The organism is Campylobacterota bacterium, assembly GCA_040752835.1.
Taxonomy (GTDB): domain Bacteria; phylum Campylobacterota; class Campylobacteria; order Campylobacterales; family Sulfurimonadaceae; genus Sulfuricurvum.
Window position 1 is genome coordinate 159791 of the sequence record JBFMGG010000005.1, and the last position, 15578, is coordinate 175368.

23 protein-coding genes are annotated in these 15578 nt (G+C 53.4%); 22 read left to right on the forward strand and 1 reads right to left on the reverse strand.

Features of this window, described 5'->3' with window-relative positions; translation table 11 throughout:
• Positions 1 to 32 precede the first annotated feature (32 nt).
• Positions 33 to 614, forward strand: a complete 582-nt coding sequence (locus AB1763_04020; protein MEW5831985.1) for a 6-carboxytetrahydropterin synthase — start codon at positions 33 to 35, stop codon at positions 612 to 614.
• Here the strand turns inward: AB1763_04020 and glp are convergent.
• Positions 611 to 1828, reverse strand: a complete 1218-nt coding sequence (glp, locus tag AB1763_04025; GenBank protein ID MEW5831986.1) for a gephyrin-like molybdotransferase Glp — start codon at positions 1826 to 1828, stop codon at positions 611 to 613. The genes AB1763_04020 and glp overlap by 4 nt on opposite strands.
• Before the next feature lie 90 nt (positions 1829 to 1918).
• Here glp and AB1763_04030 point away from each other — a divergent pair, with 90 nt between their 5' ends.
• The 21 genes from AB1763_04030 to AB1763_04130 all read left to right on the forward strand — a co-directional run bounded on the left by AB1763_04030 (position 1919) and on the right by AB1763_04130 (position 15563).
• Positions 1919 to 2332, forward strand: a complete 414-nt coding sequence (locus AB1763_04030) for a hypothetical protein (protein ID MEW5831987.1) — start codon at positions 1919 to 1921, stop codon at positions 2330 to 2332.
• On the forward strand, positions 2329 to 2991 hold the full coding sequence (locus AB1763_04035) for an RsmE family RNA methyltransferase (GenBank protein ID MEW5831988.1): 663 nt from the start codon (positions 2329 to 2331) through the stop codon (positions 2989 to 2991). The genes AB1763_04030 and AB1763_04035 overlap by 4 nt, the downstream gene beginning before the upstream one ends.
• Before the next feature lie 107 nt (positions 2992 to 3098).
• On the forward strand, positions 3099 to 3299 hold the full coding sequence (rpmE, locus tag AB1763_04040) for a 50S ribosomal protein L31 (GenBank protein MEW5831989.1): 201 nt from the start codon (positions 3099 to 3101) through the stop codon (positions 3297 to 3299).
• A gap of 85 nt (positions 3300 to 3384) precedes the next feature.
• Complete coding sequence (gene rsmI / locus AB1763_04045) at positions 3385 to 4197, forward strand: 16S rRNA (cytidine(1402)-2'-O)-methyltransferase (protein MEW5831990.1); 813 nt, start codon at positions 3385 to 3387, stop codon at positions 4195 to 4197.
• Positions 4198 to 4255: 58 nt separating this feature from the next.
• Positions 4256 to 4933: a 23S rRNA (guanosine(2251)-2'-O)-methyltransferase RlmB gene (gene rlmB / locus AB1763_04050; GenBank protein MEW5831991.1), complete on the forward strand. Its 678-nt coding sequence runs from the start codon at positions 4256 to 4258 to the stop codon at positions 4931 to 4933.
• Positions 4930 to 5733: a hypothetical protein gene (locus tag AB1763_04055; protein ID MEW5831992.1), complete on the forward strand. Its 804-nt coding sequence runs from the start codon at positions 4930 to 4932 to the stop codon at positions 5731 to 5733. Before rlmB ends, AB1763_04055 begins: the two co-directional genes overlap by 4 nt.
• 11 nt (positions 5734 to 5744) lie before the next feature.
• Positions 5745 to 6383, forward strand: coding sequence for a hypothetical protein (locus AB1763_04060; GenBank protein MEW5831993.1), 639 nt, complete (start codon positions 5745 to 5747; stop codon positions 6381 to 6383).
• 70 nt (positions 6384 to 6453) lie between these two features.
• A complete protein-coding gene (locus AB1763_04065) occupies positions 6454 to 7677 on the forward strand; it encodes an LL-diaminopimelate aminotransferase (GenBank protein ID MEW5831994.1) in 1224 nt (407 codons plus the stop codon).
• Positions 7674 to 8933 (forward strand): homoserine dehydrogenase, encoded by a 1260-nt coding sequence (locus AB1763_04070; protein ID MEW5831995.1) that lies wholly within the window; start codon positions 7674 to 7676, stop codon positions 8931 to 8933. Before AB1763_04065 ends, AB1763_04070 begins: the two co-directional genes overlap by 4 nt.
• Positions 8934 to 9127: 194 nt before the next feature.
• Positions 9128 to 9241 carry a 50S ribosomal protein L36 gene (gene rpmJ, locus AB1763_04075; GenBank protein MEW5831996.1) on the forward strand — a complete coding sequence of 38 codons (114 nt, stop codon included), beginning with the start codon at positions 9128 to 9130 and terminating at the stop codon, positions 9239 to 9241.
• 2 nt (positions 9242 to 9243) lie between these two features.
• Entirely contained in the window at positions 9244 to 9615 is a 372-nt protein-coding gene (rpsM, locus tag AB1763_04080) for a 30S ribosomal protein S13 (GenBank protein MEW5831997.1), read from the forward strand.
• An 11-nt stretch (positions 9616 to 9626) separates the two neighbouring features.
• Positions 9627 to 10019: a 30S ribosomal protein S11 gene (gene rpsK, locus AB1763_04085; protein ID MEW5831998.1), complete on the forward strand. Its 393-nt coding sequence runs from the start codon at positions 9627 to 9629 to the stop codon at positions 10017 to 10019.
• An 11-nt stretch (positions 10020 to 10030) separates the two neighbouring features.
• Positions 10031 to 10657 (forward strand): 30S ribosomal protein S4, encoded by a 627-nt coding sequence (rpsD, locus tag AB1763_04090; protein ID MEW5831999.1) that lies wholly within the window; start codon positions 10031 to 10033, stop codon positions 10655 to 10657.
• A gap of 23 nt (positions 10658 to 10680) precedes the next feature.
• Positions 10681 to 11673: a DNA-directed RNA polymerase subunit alpha gene (locus AB1763_04095; protein MEW5832000.1), complete on the forward strand. Its 993-nt coding sequence runs from the start codon at positions 10681 to 10683 to the stop codon at positions 11671 to 11673.
• Between the two features lie 26 nt (positions 11674 to 11699).
• Positions 11700 to 12050 (forward strand): 50S ribosomal protein L17, encoded by a 351-nt coding sequence (gene rplQ, locus AB1763_04100; protein MEW5832001.1) that lies wholly within the window; start codon positions 11700 to 11702, stop codon positions 12048 to 12050.
• 131 nt (positions 12051 to 12181) lie between these two features.
• Positions 12182 to 12457, forward strand: a complete 276-nt coding sequence (locus tag AB1763_04105; GenBank protein MEW5832002.1) for a NifU family protein — start codon at positions 12182 to 12184, stop codon at positions 12455 to 12457.
• Between the two features lie 48 nt (positions 12458 to 12505).
• Positions 12506 to 13099, forward strand: a complete 594-nt coding sequence (locus AB1763_04110; protein MEW5832003.1) for a hypothetical protein — start codon at positions 12506 to 12508, stop codon at positions 13097 to 13099.
• Positions 13089 to 14384: a UDP-N-acetylmuramoyl-L-alanyl-D-glutamate--2,6-diaminopimelate ligase gene (locus AB1763_04115; protein MEW5832004.1), complete on the forward strand. Its 1296-nt coding sequence runs from the start codon at positions 13089 to 13091 to the stop codon at positions 14382 to 14384. Before AB1763_04110 ends, AB1763_04115 begins: the two co-directional genes overlap by 11 nt.
• Positions 14385 to 14513: 129 nt before the next feature.
• Positions 14514 to 14888, forward strand: a complete 375-nt coding sequence (locus AB1763_04120; GenBank protein ID MEW5832005.1) for a (2Fe-2S) ferredoxin domain-containing protein — start codon at positions 14514 to 14516, stop codon at positions 14886 to 14888.
• Between the two features lie 4 nt (positions 14889 to 14892).
• Positions 14893 to 15258, forward strand: a complete 366-nt coding sequence (gene panD / locus AB1763_04125; protein MEW5832006.1) for an aspartate 1-decarboxylase — start codon at positions 14893 to 14895, stop codon at positions 15256 to 15258.
• A complete protein-coding gene (locus tag AB1763_04130; GenBank protein MEW5832007.1) occupies positions 15258 to 15563 on the forward strand; it encodes a YbaB/EbfC family nucleoid-associated protein in 306 nt (101 codons plus the stop codon). The genes panD and AB1763_04130 overlap by 1 nt, the downstream gene beginning before the upstream one ends.
• Positions 15564 to 15578: the final 15 nt, after the last annotated feature.

The window sequence follows — 15578 nt, forward strand, 5'->3', positions numbered from 1 at the left end:
GAACAGGTGACCTCAAAAGGCAGTGACCCATCATGATTATCCGTAAACTTTTCAAATTCGAAAACGCCCACATCGTCCGAGGTTGTTCCACGCAGCGTTGCCGCGCCTCGATCCACGGCCATTCGTACAAGGTCGAAGTGCTGTTCGAATCCAAATACCTCGACCGGGGGCAGATGGTGTACGATTTCGGCCTGATGAAGCAGGGGATGAAAGAGCTGATTGATAGTTTCGATCATGCCGTGGCGATCTGGGATGCGGATCACACCGAATACATCGACGCGATGAAAGAGTACTCGGCACGGTGGGTCCTCCTCCCCGTTTCCCCTTCCTGCGAGCAGTTTGCGCGGGTCATTTTCCTGATGATCGACCGTTTGCTCTGTTCCACCCACATGATTAACGGTGAGCGCGGGGTAAGGCTGCACAGCGTCATCGTACACGAAACCGACACGGGATACGCGCAGGCGTTCGAGGAGGATGCTTATTCGGAATGGATGGGGACGATTGCGCTCGATGCAATCCGTTTCAGCAAAGAGGTGCGTGAGGGGTGGAGCGATCCGCAACTGTGGGAAAAGGTCCTCAACGGCGATATCTTCGTCAACCCCGATACCGTTTAAACGGTAATCAAAGAGTTTTTTTCGAAAGCGCTGAAGGGCCAGCGCGTGGGGATCACTTTGACTTCCGAGCCTTTTTCCAGCCTTTCGAGTGCGGCATCGACCATCACATAGGCGTTGGCGCGTGAAAGAGGGAGGACCATTCCGGGACCGAACTTCGGGCTCGGGGTGAACGATTCCCCGTCGTACCACCCCGGGATCAGCGCCCTTCGCCCTTTTTTGACGCGGAAATCTTCTCCCATTTTCGCCGCAAGGGCAGAGAGGTATTTGTCCCCCCGACCGCTTAGTGCAAGAATGGCACTCTGGGCGAAGAGTTCGAAACACAGCGCCGCGGCCAGGGGATTGCCCGGGAGATTGAGGACCAGCGTCGAGCCGATCCGTCCGAACGTCGTCGGTTTTCCGGGTTTGATGTCGACTGATTCGAAAGCGCTCTCAAATCCCAGTGAGGCGAACGCCTCTTTGGTATAGTCGGCATCGCCGACGCTGACGCCTCCGGAGGTGATGATGAAATCGGCACGCAGCGCGCTGCGGATGTGTTCACGGATCGATTCGAGCGTATCCTGGGCGGTGCCGGTAAAAATAACGTCACATCCCAGCTCCCGTGCCCGTGCGGCGAAAGTGGGGGTGTTGGTATTGTAAAGCTGTCCCGCACCGACGCTTTCGTAATGCATTTTCAGCTCGTTGCCCGAAGAGAAAAGGGCAATACGGGGACGGCGGAAAAGGCGTATGTGCGTAATCCCCTGCGACGCCAGTAACGCGATGTGGTGAGCGTGCAGCAGCGTGCCGGACTCGAGCAGCACCATCCCTTTTTCGATGTCTTCGCCGCGAAGGCGGATGTGTTGGGAAGGGCGGATCGAAGTGGGGAGGGTGACGCGCCCTTCTTCCAGTTGAACCTCCTCGACGGGAACGATAGCCTCGCATCCTTGCGGAATGCGCGCACCCGTCATGATCCGGATGCACTGGTCTTCGACCATGCGGATCTCTTCTTGATCGCCGGCAAAGATGGTGCACGACTGGGTGAGGGTTTTCCCCGCATCTTCCACCCGTACGGCATAGCCGTCCATCGCCGAGTTGTCAAAAGCGGGGAGGGGATACGCGGCGCTGACCTCTTGTGCCAGAACCCGGTGAACGGCGTTTTCGATCGGCTCGATTTCGCTTTCGAGCGGATGGGAAAGCGCGTAAATTTTTTCGAGCGCCTCTTCTACGCTGATCGCCATGGTGCCTCCTTCAAAACGGCGTGCGGATCGCACGGTCGCGGTTTTAAAAATGATAGACGATTATAGGCAAATTAAGGTAAAATCCCCTTTATGGAAGCTATGTATGCAGCGGGATTGAATATCCACTATTTCGGGGTCATTGTGCTGATGGGGGTCGTCCTCTTCAATATCGTCATGCTCGCCTTGTCGCAGCAGGTGGTTCGCTACGCGAAGCGGATGCGGATCGTGATGCCCATATCGGCATCCCTGATCGCCCTGATCCTTTTTACGGGGGCGGTGATGATGGCGGCCAAGCAGTTGGCGTTTAACGCTTCGAACGTGGCGATGATCGCCGTCGCCGTCGTCATGATCGTGCTGGAAGCCAAGCGCTACAAAACCCTTAAACGCCGGACCGACATTTCGAAGGAAGGGGCGTTTGAAGGTTACAAAGCCAAAGCGTTCCGTTTTCTGGGGATCGAGATGGCGCTGCTGGGACTGATGACGGGATGGATGGTGGCACTGTGAAATTTTTGCTCCATCCCGACGCGGGTGCGCCGGAGCTGAGCGTCAGCGGGGACGACTACAAATACCTGATCAAAGTCCGCCGTCACAAAAGCGGTGACCTGATCGCGTTTCGCAGCCGCAGGGCATTGCAAGAAGAGTTCCGTTACCGGTTGGAGAGAACGGAGGGAAAAAGCGCGTTGTTCCGTCTTGAAAGCCGAAGAGAAGCTCCGTGCGAGGCAACCCGAAAACTGCACATAGGGTGGTGCCTCGTGGACCCCAAAACGGTGGAAAAAACCCTTCCGATGCTGAGCGAATTGGGCGTCGGGACAATAACGTTCATCCATTGCCGCCGTTCGCAGCGCAATTTCCGCCTTGATTTCGAGCGGTTTGAGCGGATCTTGGAGAGCTCCATTATCCAGTGCGGCCGCACCTCCTTGATCGAATTGCGCGAGAGCCGCAGCCTCGGTGATTTTTTAAACGACCATCCGGATGCCGTTGTCATGGATTTCGGCGGAGAGCCTTTGCGGGGAGACGAGGGGATCGACACCATCGTCATCGGTTGCGAAGGGGGATTCGACGACAGCGAACGAAAACTGTTTCGAAACATCCGTTCATTCGCGGTCCCGACCGTCCTGCGCTCCGAAACGGCGGCGGTGGCCGCTGCCGCGGCGCTGTTGTAAAAAAATCTTTTTTAAGATATAATTCGCCTCCAAATCATCCGCCCCCGTACGGATGTAAAACTATACCGGCCGACGTACAACGACGTCGACCACCAAGGCATAACCTAATGAAAAAAGATCTTCACCCTAACGTTGTCGAAGCAACGGTAAACTGCGCGTGCGGCAACACGTTTAAAACAAAGAGCGTCAAAGAATCGATCCGTGTCGATATCTGCAACGAATGCCACCCGTTCTACACCGGTTCTGAGCGTCAGGTCGACACTGCCGGACGTATCGATAAATTCAAAAAACGCTACTCGCTCAACTAATCACCCAAGCTCCCCGGGGAATCCCCGAGGGGCCTTTTGCTCTCGCAATTACGCTTGCCTCTTTAAGGCAGAACCGGGAAGAACCATGCTTTCACTTGTCCCCACTCCCATCGGAAACATTGCCGACATCACCCTTCGTACACTAGAAGCTCTCGCGCAGGCCGAGGTTTTATTGTGCGAAGATACCCGTGTGACGAAAAAACTTCTCCATTTCCTGAAGGAACGCTACAACCTGGCCATTGCGCAAGAGCAGCAGTTTGTCAGTCTCCACTCCCATAACGAAGCCGATTTTCTGGCGGGTTTGAGCCCCGATTTTTTTGACCGCAACGTTGTCTACGTCAGCGATGCGGGGATGCCCGGCTTCAGCGATCCGGGGCAGATGCTCGTGCGCTATTGCATCGACAACGGGGTTGAGTACGACGTCCTTCCCGGAGCCAATGCCGCGCTGACGGCATTTGTCGCCAGCGGTTTCGTGGAGACGAAGATGCTGTTCGCGGGATTCCTTCCGCACAAAGGGAACGACCGTTCCGCCGCGTTGCAGGAGGCCCTTTTCAACGGCTATACCACGGTACTGTACGAAGCACCGACGCGGCTGGAAAAACTGCTGCGGGAGATTTCCGCCGCCGCGCCGCTGCGGGAAGTTTTCCTGGCAAAGGAACTGACGAAAAAATTTCAGCGCTTTTACCGCGGCACCGCGGCCGAGCTGCTTGAGAGGATGGAAAAAGAGATCCGCGGGGAATGGGTCGTAGTGATCGGAGCCTCGGAGGGGAAAAGTTCGGCGCTGTGCGAAGCCGACATCCTCGCTCTCGACATACCCAAAAAAGCGGCATCGAAGCTGATTGCCCGGATAACGGGCGAAAATCCCAAAGAGTGTTATCAGCGACTCTTAAACACATAGAGATATAATAACCGTTAAAAAACATTTCAAGCCCGCGGGCACAAGCAAAGAGAGCAGAATGCTTATTTACGGAAAACAGCCCGTATTCTACGCGCTGGAGCGCCATAAAGACCGGATCAAGACCCTTTATCTGGCCAAAGAGATCGACAAAAAAGAGTACGGCGCCCTCATGAAAATGGGCTTCGAGATCAAGCGTATCCCTCCCAACGCCGCGCAGTCGATGGTGAAGGGGGGAAACCACCAGGGCTACATAGCCGATATCTCCCCGGTCGTTCCCTATGCCTCCCCGTTTCTCAAACGGTGCGATTTCGTGGTGGTGCTCAGCTCCATTACCGATGTCGGGAACATCGGTTCGCTGGTCCGCAGCGCGTATGCCCTCGGGGTCGATGCCCTTGTCATCTGCGGGATCAAAGAACCCAATCTCGAGCCGATTATCCGTACCAGTACCGGGGCCGCGCTCGATTTGCCGCTGGTGATCGTGCACAACATCCATGATGTCATGCACGAACTCAAACAGTCCGGATTTACCCTTTATGGGGCAATGATGGAAGGCAAGGACGTACGGGAAACGCGTTTTGCCCCCAAGCGGGCGCTGATCCTCGGAAACGAGGGCGAAGGGCTCAGCGGACGGGTTCAAAAAGGGCTGGATGAGGGGGTGTCGATCCGGATGGCACACGATTTTGATTCCCTGAACGTCGGCGTTGCCGGCGCAATTTTGATGGAGAGAATGCGATGAGTAACTACAAAACGTTTGAAGATTTGCAGGCCCTTGGATCGGAAAAAATCCATGAAAGAACCCATATTTCACGGGATAAACTTGCGCTGGTACTGGACAAAGCCTACGACAAGATCGGGCGGGTTCAGTTTATGGGATTTCTCTCGATTCTCGAACGCGAATACGATGTCAATCTCGATCCGATCCGCGACGAGTATGACGCCTACCGCCAAGAACACGCCGAAGCGCTTGCCCCCAAAGCATCGGTAATCCTGCAGGCCCCTTCGAACGCCAAGCGAAAATGGCTGATCGCCGGTACCGTTGCGATCGCGCTGCTGGTCGGAGGAGGCTCATTTTTGCAGAGTTTCCTCTCCAACGAACCGCGCGAAGAGGTGATGAAGCTCACTTCGCTGGCGGTTGAAGCGGTCAAAGAAGCGGCCGAAACCAATACCAGCGTCGAAACCAACGCCACCACGGAGACGAACCGCAGCATCACGGCGGCCGAACACAATACAACCAAACCGCTTTCCCCGGCTTCGGCGGGAACGACTACCATCCTTCCGAAATACAAAGTATGGGTCGGCATGATCGACAAAGCCACGGGTGCCAAAACCCAGAAAATCACGGGTGATCCGATCGTGATCGACACTTCCAAAGAGACGCTGCTTGTCCTTGGCCACGGAATGATCGAGATCGAGACGGCGGGCGAAAAACAGCAGCTCAAAGAGAAAAATACGGTCCATTTCTGCGTTGAGAACGGTGCGCTCAAACAGATCCGCCAAAGTGAATTCATGGAACGCAACGGCGGGAAGAACTGGTAAGGAAGATTACGGTGCGTTTCGCGGCCTTGTTGCTCCTTGCCCCGCTGCTCTCTTTCGCGGCGAATCCCGCGCGCATCCAGGCACGAATAGTTTTCGAGGGGGAGCCCGCCGTTGCGCTGAAAACGCTTTACAACGGTTTTAGCGCCGTCGGATACCGTTTGGACGTACGGAGTTTCAGTGTCCGAAACAAAGAAGGCGAGATTTCGGGCGAAGCGCACGGAATCCGTCCCTTCGACGCGGCGGCATTTGCTGAAAACATGGCCGAGGAGGGGGTTTCGGTTCTCAACGAGGGATCATCCAAAGGGGTGTTCAAGATTCGCATGAATGCCCGAAACGGTATCTGGAACGTTCCCCTGATCGCCCCCGAAGAGGGAGCGCAGCTGGAACGTTCGGCCATCCCGCAATGGTTTGGGGTGGAAGCGGGACAGACGATCCGCATCGAATCCCCCTATGTCGGGAAATGGTATCCCGACGTCGCCGTTCTTGATGCGTCGATGCAGGTGCTGTATTCCGTACGGTCGGAAGTCCCGAAAGAGGAATACGCCTTTGATCTTCCCCCCGGAGCCCGTTATCTTAAAGTTTCCAATACCTGGGGAATGAAAGCGCTTCGGGAAGCGACGTGGGTCGAGTCCAAATCGCCCGGTCGCTAAGTCTTGAATTATAGATAAACTAAGCCTCTTATGCTAAAATGGCGCAATTTTTTATGCACAGGTTGTAGCCATGTTTGATGAAATCCAATTCGACCGGATTAAACGCCTTCCCAAATATGTATTTGCCGAAGTAAACGAACTGAAAATGGCGCGTCGCCGCGCCGGCGCCGACGTCATCGATTTTAGTATGGGGAACCCCGACGGAGACACCCCCGAGCACATCAGAGAGAAACTGATCGAATCGGCCCAAAAAACGAAAACGCACGGCTATTCGGTCTCCAAAGGTATTCCCAAACTGCGTCAGGCGATCTGCGACTGGTACAAACGCCGCTACGACGTCGATCTCGACCCCGAAACAGAAGCGGTCGCGACGATGGGTTCCAAAGAGGGTTACGCCCACCTGGCATACGCGATCACCAACCCCGGCGACGTCGTCGTCGTCCCCGATCCGACCTATCCGATCCATTCGTATGCGTTTATCCTCGCCGGCGGAAACGTACAGAAAATGGAACTGCCCTTCGACGAAGACTACAAAGTGGACGAAGACCTCTTTTTCGAGCGTCTGGAGCAGGCGTTTCACGTCTCTTTCCCCAAGCCCAAATACGTCGTCGTCAATTTCCCGCACAATCCGACGACCGCGACCGTGACACCCGCGTTTTACACCCGTATCGTCGAGATGGCCAAGCGCGAGCGTTTTTACATCATCAGCGACATCGCTTACGGCGATATTACGTTTGACGGCTACGCAACCCCTTCGATTCTTGCGGTTCCGGGAGCAAAAGACGTCGCGGTCGAGAGTTTCACCCTCTCCAAAAGCTATAACATGGCGGGGTGGCGCGTCGGTTTCTTCGTCGGAAACCCAAAACTGATCGGCGCGTTGCAGAAAATCAAAAGCTGGCTGGATTACGGGATGTTTACCCCGATCCAGGTTGCGGCGACCGTCGCATTGCAGGGAGATCAGAGCTGCGTCAAGGAGATCGTGGCAAAATACGATCATCGCCAGGATGTCCTGCTCGAAGCGTTTAACCGCGCCGGGTGGCCGATCCGCCGCAACCAGTCGTCGATGTTCGTCTGGGCCCGCATTCCCGAATGCGCCCGTCATATGGGAAGTCTTGAATTCTCCAAACGTCTCCTCGTCGAAGCGAACGTCGCGGTGGCTCCGGGGATCGGATTCGGCGATTACGGCGACGAGTATGTCCGTATCGCCCTGATCGAAAACGACAAACGGATCCGCCAGGCGGCGAAAAACATTAAGCATTTTCTCCAGTCGCTGGGCTGCAAGGGCGGCGAGTGACCCGTGTCGGCGTAATCGGGGTCGGGACGGTCGGCCGCTCCGTCGTTGAAATCCTTGAAGAGAACCGTTCGATCATTACCGCCCGTTCAGGGGATGAGATTGTGGTCAAAAGCGGTGTCGTACGCAACCCCGAAAAAGTTTCAGACCTCTCAATCGCGATATCGCAAAATCCCGACGATATTCTCGACGATCCCGAAATCGACATCGTCGTAGAGTTGATGGGGGGGGTTGACCTGCCGCTGCAGGTAGTCCAAAAAGCGCTTCGTAACGGCAAAGCGGTTGTCACGGCGAACAAGGCGCTGCTGGCGTACCACCGTTACGCGCTCCAGGAGATCGCGGGGGACATCCCGTTCGAATTCGAAGCGAGCGTTGCGGGGGGGATACCGATCATCAACGCGCTGCGCGACGGTTTATCTGCGAACCACATCCTCTCAATCACCGGGATCATGAACGGCACGTGCAATTTTATGCTGACCAAAATGATGAACGAAGGGGCGGCGTTTGAGACGGTACTGGCCGAAGCGCAGGCCCTGGGGTATGCCGAGGCCGATCCGACGTTCGATATCGGCGGCTTCGATGCGGCGCACAAGCTGCTGATCCTCGCCTCGATCGCGTACGGTATCGACGCGAAACCCGAGCAGATGCTGATCGAGGGGATCGAGGGGATCACACAGGCAGACATCGCATTTGCCAAAGAGTTCGGCTACACCATCAAACTTCTCGGGATCGCCAAACGCGATGGTAACGAGGTCGAACTGCGCGTTCATGCGGCGCTGGTGAGCGAAGAGGCGATGATCGCGAAAATCGACGGCGTGATGAACGGCATCAGCGTCGTCGGCGACCGTGTCGGCGAAACCCTCTATTACGGTCCGGGTGCGGGCGGAAACGCGACGGCGAGCGCGGTGGTGGCCAACATCATCGATATTGTACGCTCGGGCAAACGATCGCCGATGCTGGGATTCAACCATCCGCTCGAAGAGGGGCTCCGCCTAAAATCCAGTGATGAAATCCGCTCCAAGTATTATTTGCGCCTGCGGGTGTCGGACAAACCCGGGATTCTGGCCCAGATCACCCAGCTCTTCGCCGATCACGCGATCTCTATCGAAGCGGTGATTCAGCGCCCCTGCCAGAAAGAGTGCGCCCACCTATTGTTCGCGACCCATGAAGCGACCGAACGCTCGATCCGCGAAATGATGCTCCGGCTTGAAACGCTCTCCCCGGTTCTTGAAGCTCCGTTTATGATACGGATCGTATAAGCGGAGCGCTCCGCTCCCCTCTTCTTTTCCACCTTAATAAAAATTTAACATAAATTAATGTAACATACGCGTCCACTTTGCACACTCGGACACACAGGTTGAATGTTTCTCACTGTGTTTGACGCAGTCAGAAGTATTGGTGAGGTTTCGACCCACCTACGAGGGCAAGTGACCTAAATGAACGGAGCCTACCGATGAAAGTACGTTCTTCAGTGAAGAAAATGTGCGACGATTGCAAAATCATCAAGCGCAAAGGGGTAGTTCGCGTAATCTGCAAAACCCCAAAACATAAACAAAGACAAGGATAAGCATGGCACGTATTGCTGGTGTAGACTTACCTAAGAAAAAACGGATCGAGTACGGTCTGACCTATATCTACGGGATCGGACTTCATACGTCTCGCAAAATTTTGGATGCGACAGGGATCGATTACAATAAACGTGTATACGAACTCTCAGAAGACGAAGCGGCAACTATCGCCAAAGAGATCCGCAACAGCGGTATCGCGGTTGAGGGGGACCTTCGTAAAGAAGTCGCTATGGATATCAAAGCGTTGATGGATCTGGGTTCATACCGTGGTCTTCGTCACCGTAAAGGTCTTCCATGCCGCGGACAGAAAACGAAAACCAATGCACGCACACGCAAAGGTAAAAAGAAAACTGTCGGCTCGGCCACAAAGTAAGGGATTAGAGTATGGCAAAAAGAAAAGCAACCCGTAAAAAAATCGTTAAAAAGAATATTGCCAAAGGTATCGTGCATATCCTGGCTTCATTCAATAACACCCTCGTAACCGTCACCGACGAAATGGGGAACATGATCGCATGGAGTTCGGCAGGAAGCCTTGGTTTCAAAGGTTCTAAAAAATCGACTCCGTTCGCTGCGCAACAAGCAGTCGAAGCGGCAATGGAAAAAGCTATGGTCCACGGAATCAAAGAAGTGGGAATTAAAGTTCAAGGTCCTGGTTCAGGACGTGAAACTGCAGTTAAAAGTGTCGGCGCTATCGAGGGCGTACGCGTTTCTTTCATGAAAGACGTTACTCCTCTGCCACACAATGGATGTCGTGCGCCTAAGCGCCGTCGCGTGTAAGGAGGTTTGTAATGGCAAGATATAGAGGACCCGTAGAAAAAATCGAAAGAAGATTCGGAGTAAGCCTTGGACTTAAAGGTGAACGCCGTCTAGCAGGTAAAAGTGCCCTTGACAAACGTCCGTACGGACCTGGCCAGCATGGTCAGCGCCGCACTAAAATCTCAGAGTACGGTACACAGCTTCGCGAAAAACAAAAAGCGAAATTCATGTACGGTCTGAGCGAAAAACAGATGCGTTCACTGTTCGCCGAAGCGAAACGCCGCACGGGTAACACCGGTACCAACCTGGTAATTCTCCTTGAGCAGCGCCTTGACAACGTTGTCTACCGCATGGGCTTCGCGACAACTCGTCGTTTCGCTCGCCAGCTGGTCAACCACGGCCACATTCTGGTAGACGGAAAACGTGTTGATATCCCTTCTTACCGTGTAAAACCGGGCCAAAAAGTGGAAATTCACGAGAAAAGCAAAAAGAACAACCAGATCGTTCGTGCGGTTGAATTGACTAACCAAACCGGCCTTGCTCCATGGGTTGATATCGACCAGGACAAAGTTTTCGGTATCTTTACACGTCTTCCTGAGCGTGAAGAAGTTGTGATCCCTGTTGAGGAACGTCTAATCGTCGAGCTTTACTCGAAATAATCATTAAAGAAAGGGCGCTCAGCATGAAAAAAATTAAAACATCACCGCTTCTTCCGAAAGAGTTTGTCGTCGAGCAAATCAACGCGAACGAAGCGAACATTATTGCCTATCCGTTTGAAACCGGTTTTGCGGTTTCACTCGCCCACCCACTGCGCCGCTTTTTGCTCAGCAGTTCCGTGGGATATGCTCCGATCGGAATCAAAATCGAAGGGGCAAAGCATGAGTTTGACTCAGTACGCGGGATGCTCGAAGACATTTCGGATTTCATCATCAACCTCAAAGGGGTACGTTTCAAACTGAAAAACGGCCTCAAAGAAAAAGAGATCACCTACAGTTTCGCAGGCCCTTGCGAAATCAGTGGACGCGATCTGGACAATGATGATGTCGAAGTGGTAACGCCGAACGCGTTTTTGGCCACGCTGAACGAAGATGCGAATCTGAACTTCACGGTCAAAATCCATCAGGGTATCGGATACGTTCCGAGCGAAGACGTCCGTGATATGCTGGGTGAAGGTTTCATCGCGCTCGACGCGTTCTTCACACCGGTACGCCGCGCGACCTATTCGATCGAAAACGTCCTTGTCGAAGACAACCCTAACTTCGAAAAAGTGATCATCAACATCGTAACTGACGGTCAGATTACCCCGGTTGATGCGTTTAAAAACGCATTGGAAGTGATGTACGCTCAAATGGCTGTATTCAACAGTGAAGTGAGCATCAAAGCTCCTGCCGTGTCTGAGCGCGCCGACGAGCATCCCGAACTCAAACGTTTGGGCGCACGTATCGAAGAACTCGGGCTGAGTGCCCGCAGTTTCAACTGTCTGGACCGCTCGAACATCAAATACATCGGCGAAATCGTCATGATGAGCCAGAATGATTTGAAAGAGGTTAAAAACCTCGGTAAAAAATCGTTCGAAGAGATTTTGGAAAAAATCAATGAGTACGGTTATACCGTCGGTCAAGAATTGAGCGATGACCTGGTCAGCGCGATCAAAAAGAAAATTGAAGCTGAATAAGCTTAGAAAACAAGAGGAAGTATCTTATGAGACATCGTCACGGATACCGCAAACTCGGTCGGACAAGCGCGCACCGCGCTGCTTTGTTGAAAAACCTGAGCATTGCGTTGATTGAAAACGGCAAAATCGAAACGACTTTGGTGAAAGCCAAAGAACTCCGCTCTTTCGCGGAAAAACTGATTACAACCGCACGTGCGGGTGACGCAAACGCGCACCGCGCCATTTTCGCGGTTCTTCAGAACAAAGAAGCGACAAAAACTCTGATGAACGAAGTCGCTCCCAAATACACCGAGCGCAACGGCGGTTATACCCGTATCGTTAAAACTCGTATCCGCCGCGGTGACGCTACGCCGATGGCATACATTGAACTCGTATAACGAGTTCAATACCCACCCGCTTAAATCGAGCTTCGCTCTAAAACTATCACAATGCTATTAGTCCTTGTTTAGCCCTTTTTTCCTATTATAATAGACACTTTATTATCCCGTGTATCAAAGGCATGCAAACAATGATTCCATTTACCGATGAAGAATTAATCCAACCGGTCAGCCGCGTTATCGATAAAATCCGGCCTTCTCTTGCCCTTGACGGAGGGGATATAGCCTTTTTGACCGTCAAAAACGGAACGATTTATGTACAGCTGCAAGGGGCGTGTGTCGGATGCGCCAGCAGCGGCAATACACTCAAATACGGCGTAGAACGGCAGCTCCGTATGGATATTCACCCCGAACTGGTGGTGATAAACGTTCCGCACGGCATGGAAAATCAGATCGACGCATTATGATTTCGCGGCGGATGTCGATATAGTATTAAACTCCAGGAGGGATTATTTATGAAAACGATCCAATTATCCAAAACCCTCAAACAAGCCAACGACTATTTTCTCGCAGGACAGTATACGGATGCGCTCAGAGAATATTCTCTGGCGCTCAAAGACTATCCCGATTGCAAAGAAGCCTATAACGGCGCGATCCTCTCTGATATGGCGATGGGAGGCGAAGCCGGGGCGGAGGCACTGTTTGACTATTACACCATTTTGCGCAGCGAAGACGCCGAACAGGCGGACATTGTCATTTCCGAGATTCTCGAAACGATGGACGGGACACTCGAACAGCTCTCCGGCCTATTCGACGAAACAATCAAGCAGCGTCTGGCGTACGAAGACGGTATTATGTACAACGAGTTCAAGGAACTGGTGAAAGACGACAGCGATTTTAACCGCATTTTCGAAAACATCATGTTCTCAACCCGTGTTATTATTACGGAAAAAGAAGATTTCGTCGACTTTTTGGACAACCTGATCGATCACGGATACAAAGAGATGGCTTTGAGCTACCTCGAAAGCGCCCTTGGCGTCTATCCGAACGATCGTCAGTTGCGCAATCTCCTTCGACGGCTTGCCAAAGGGAACAATCTTGAAAATTGAAGTCAACGCTCCGGGATTTCGCTACATCAGCGAAAACTCGGCTGAATGCGGCAGCGACTGCGCATTCGTCCTTACCAAACAAAACGAAAAATACGCCGAAGACGCTCGAAGCAGAGGAACGGCCGCATTCATCACGCCGAGCGAAGCATGGGAACTTCTGGGGCTGGGGCGGATCAAAGTCATCGGCATTACCGGCACCAACGGGAAGACGACGACGGCAAGCGCCATTTACTCGTTGCTTCTTGATCTGGGGCATAAAGCGGCGATGCAGGGGACGCGCGGCTTTTTTATGAACGATGCCCCCGTAGAGGGAAAAACACTCACGACTCCCACCGTCCTCAATACCTATCGGCACATGCTCGAAGCGATCAGGGCGGGTTGCGGCTATTTTGTGATGGAAGTGAGTTCCCATGCGATCGAGCAGGAACGGATCGCGGGGATCGCGTTCGATCTGAAAATCCTCACCAACATCACCCAAGACCACCTCGATTACCATGAAAGCCTCGAGGAATACGTCCGGGTCAAAAACCTTTTTTTCGCCGACGAAGCGCGGAAGCTCATCAACAAAGACGAGCCCAAAGCGCAGTTCAACATCAAAAACGCCTACACCTACGGCGTCGAAAACCCCGCGACGTACAAGATCGTCGCCTATTCGCTCAATAACGGGGTTAGCGGCGTTTTGAAACATTTCGAAGAGTTGGTGACGTTCGAATCGTCCCTGCACGGATTTTTCAATCTCTACAACATCACCGCGGCAATGGCGGCAGTGCATCTTGTCAGCGGTGAAAGCCTCGAAAAAATTGCCGAGGCGCTGGAGAATTTCGGCGGCGTCAGCGGTCGGATGGAGGTGGTCAGCACCGATCCGCTGGTGATCGTCGACTTTGCCCACACCCCCGATGGGATGGAGCAGGTGCTGGGAGCGCTGAAAGAAAAAGAGGTTCTGGTCGTATTCGGGGCCGGAGGCGACCGCGACCGCACCAAGCGTCCCCTCATGGGACGGGTCGCTTCGGCTTACGCGAAAAAGCTCTACGTCACGAGTGACAATCCGCGGTTCGAGGATCCCGATGCGATTATCGAGGATATCCTCGCCGGGATTGAAGACCGCAGTAACGTCTATGTCGACGTCAATCGGCGCAACGCGATCGCGCAGGCGCTGCGTGATCGCAGCGGCGAGGAAGTGGTGCTCATCCTGGGCAAGGGGGATGAAACAAGCCAGATCATCTACGATCAGCATCTCCCCTTTGACGACCGGGTGGTGGCACGGGAACTTTTGGAACAAAGGTAACACTCGGCTAAAATGCCCCTTAAAAGGTAGAGTTGCGTAACAGAGCTTAATCTCTGCGCGCCGATTTTGGCTATAATGCCGATACTATTTTCCGGTGCGAAAAGCGCCGTGCTATTCAAGGAGGGTCCGATGGGTATCCCACAACCGGCTTTTTATATTTTCAAATGCGAGCAAAGCTCCCCTCCGGGTATGCCCAAGCCAAGCTGCGTGAATCCTCAGACGCAGGATATTTTTCAGCATTTGGCGCAGACGCTGATGCAAAAAGGGCTGATCGCGACCGTCCAGCCCATCCGTACGTCGTGCATGAACCGCTGTAACGTGGGGCCCGTGATGCTTGTAGAACCCGGACACGTCATGTATGCGGGCCTGACCAAAGAAAAAATCAATGAAATCATCGACCGCCATATCATCGGCGGCGAAGTCGTGCAGGAGTACGTGATCCCCGCCGAGCTGTGGGATGCGCCGATTACCCCTGCGGACATGATGAAGCAGATGGGTCGATAAAACGATGCTGATCGAAATGCTCTACAGCAAAATTCATCGTGCCACGGTGACCGATGCCAACCTTAACTACGTCGGTTCGATTACCATCGACGAAGAGCTGCTCGAAGCTTCCAAAATGCGGGTCGGTCAAAAAGTCGAAATCCTCAACATCAACAACGGCGAGCGCTTTTCGACTTACGTGATCCTCGGGGAGCGGGGCAAACGGGACATCTGTCTCAACGGCGCCGCAGCACGGAAAGTCCACAAGGGGGACAAGATCATCATCGTCGCGTATGCCACCTATAACGATGCCGAGCTGGAAAATTACAAACCCACGGTCGTCCTTGTCGACGACGAAAACGGTATTACCGATATTATCGAGAAGATCTGATGTTCGGAAATCTCTCTGAGATGGGCAAAATGTTCGAAGCGCTCCAGTCGCAGGCCAAAGCGATGGAGGAAGAACTCTCCGAACGCCGTTACACCGTCAAAAGCGGCGGCGGCATGGTCAAACTTACCCTCAACGGAAAAGGGGAGGCCATCGATCTGGAGATCGACGATTCCCTCCTTGAAGACAAAGCTTCCCTGCAAATCATTCTCCTCTCCGCCGTGACGGATGCTTATAAAATGGTCGAGGACAACAAAAAACAGCATGCGCTCGGCATGCTCGGAGGGATGAACCCGTTTACGAAATAAACGGGATAAAAGCTC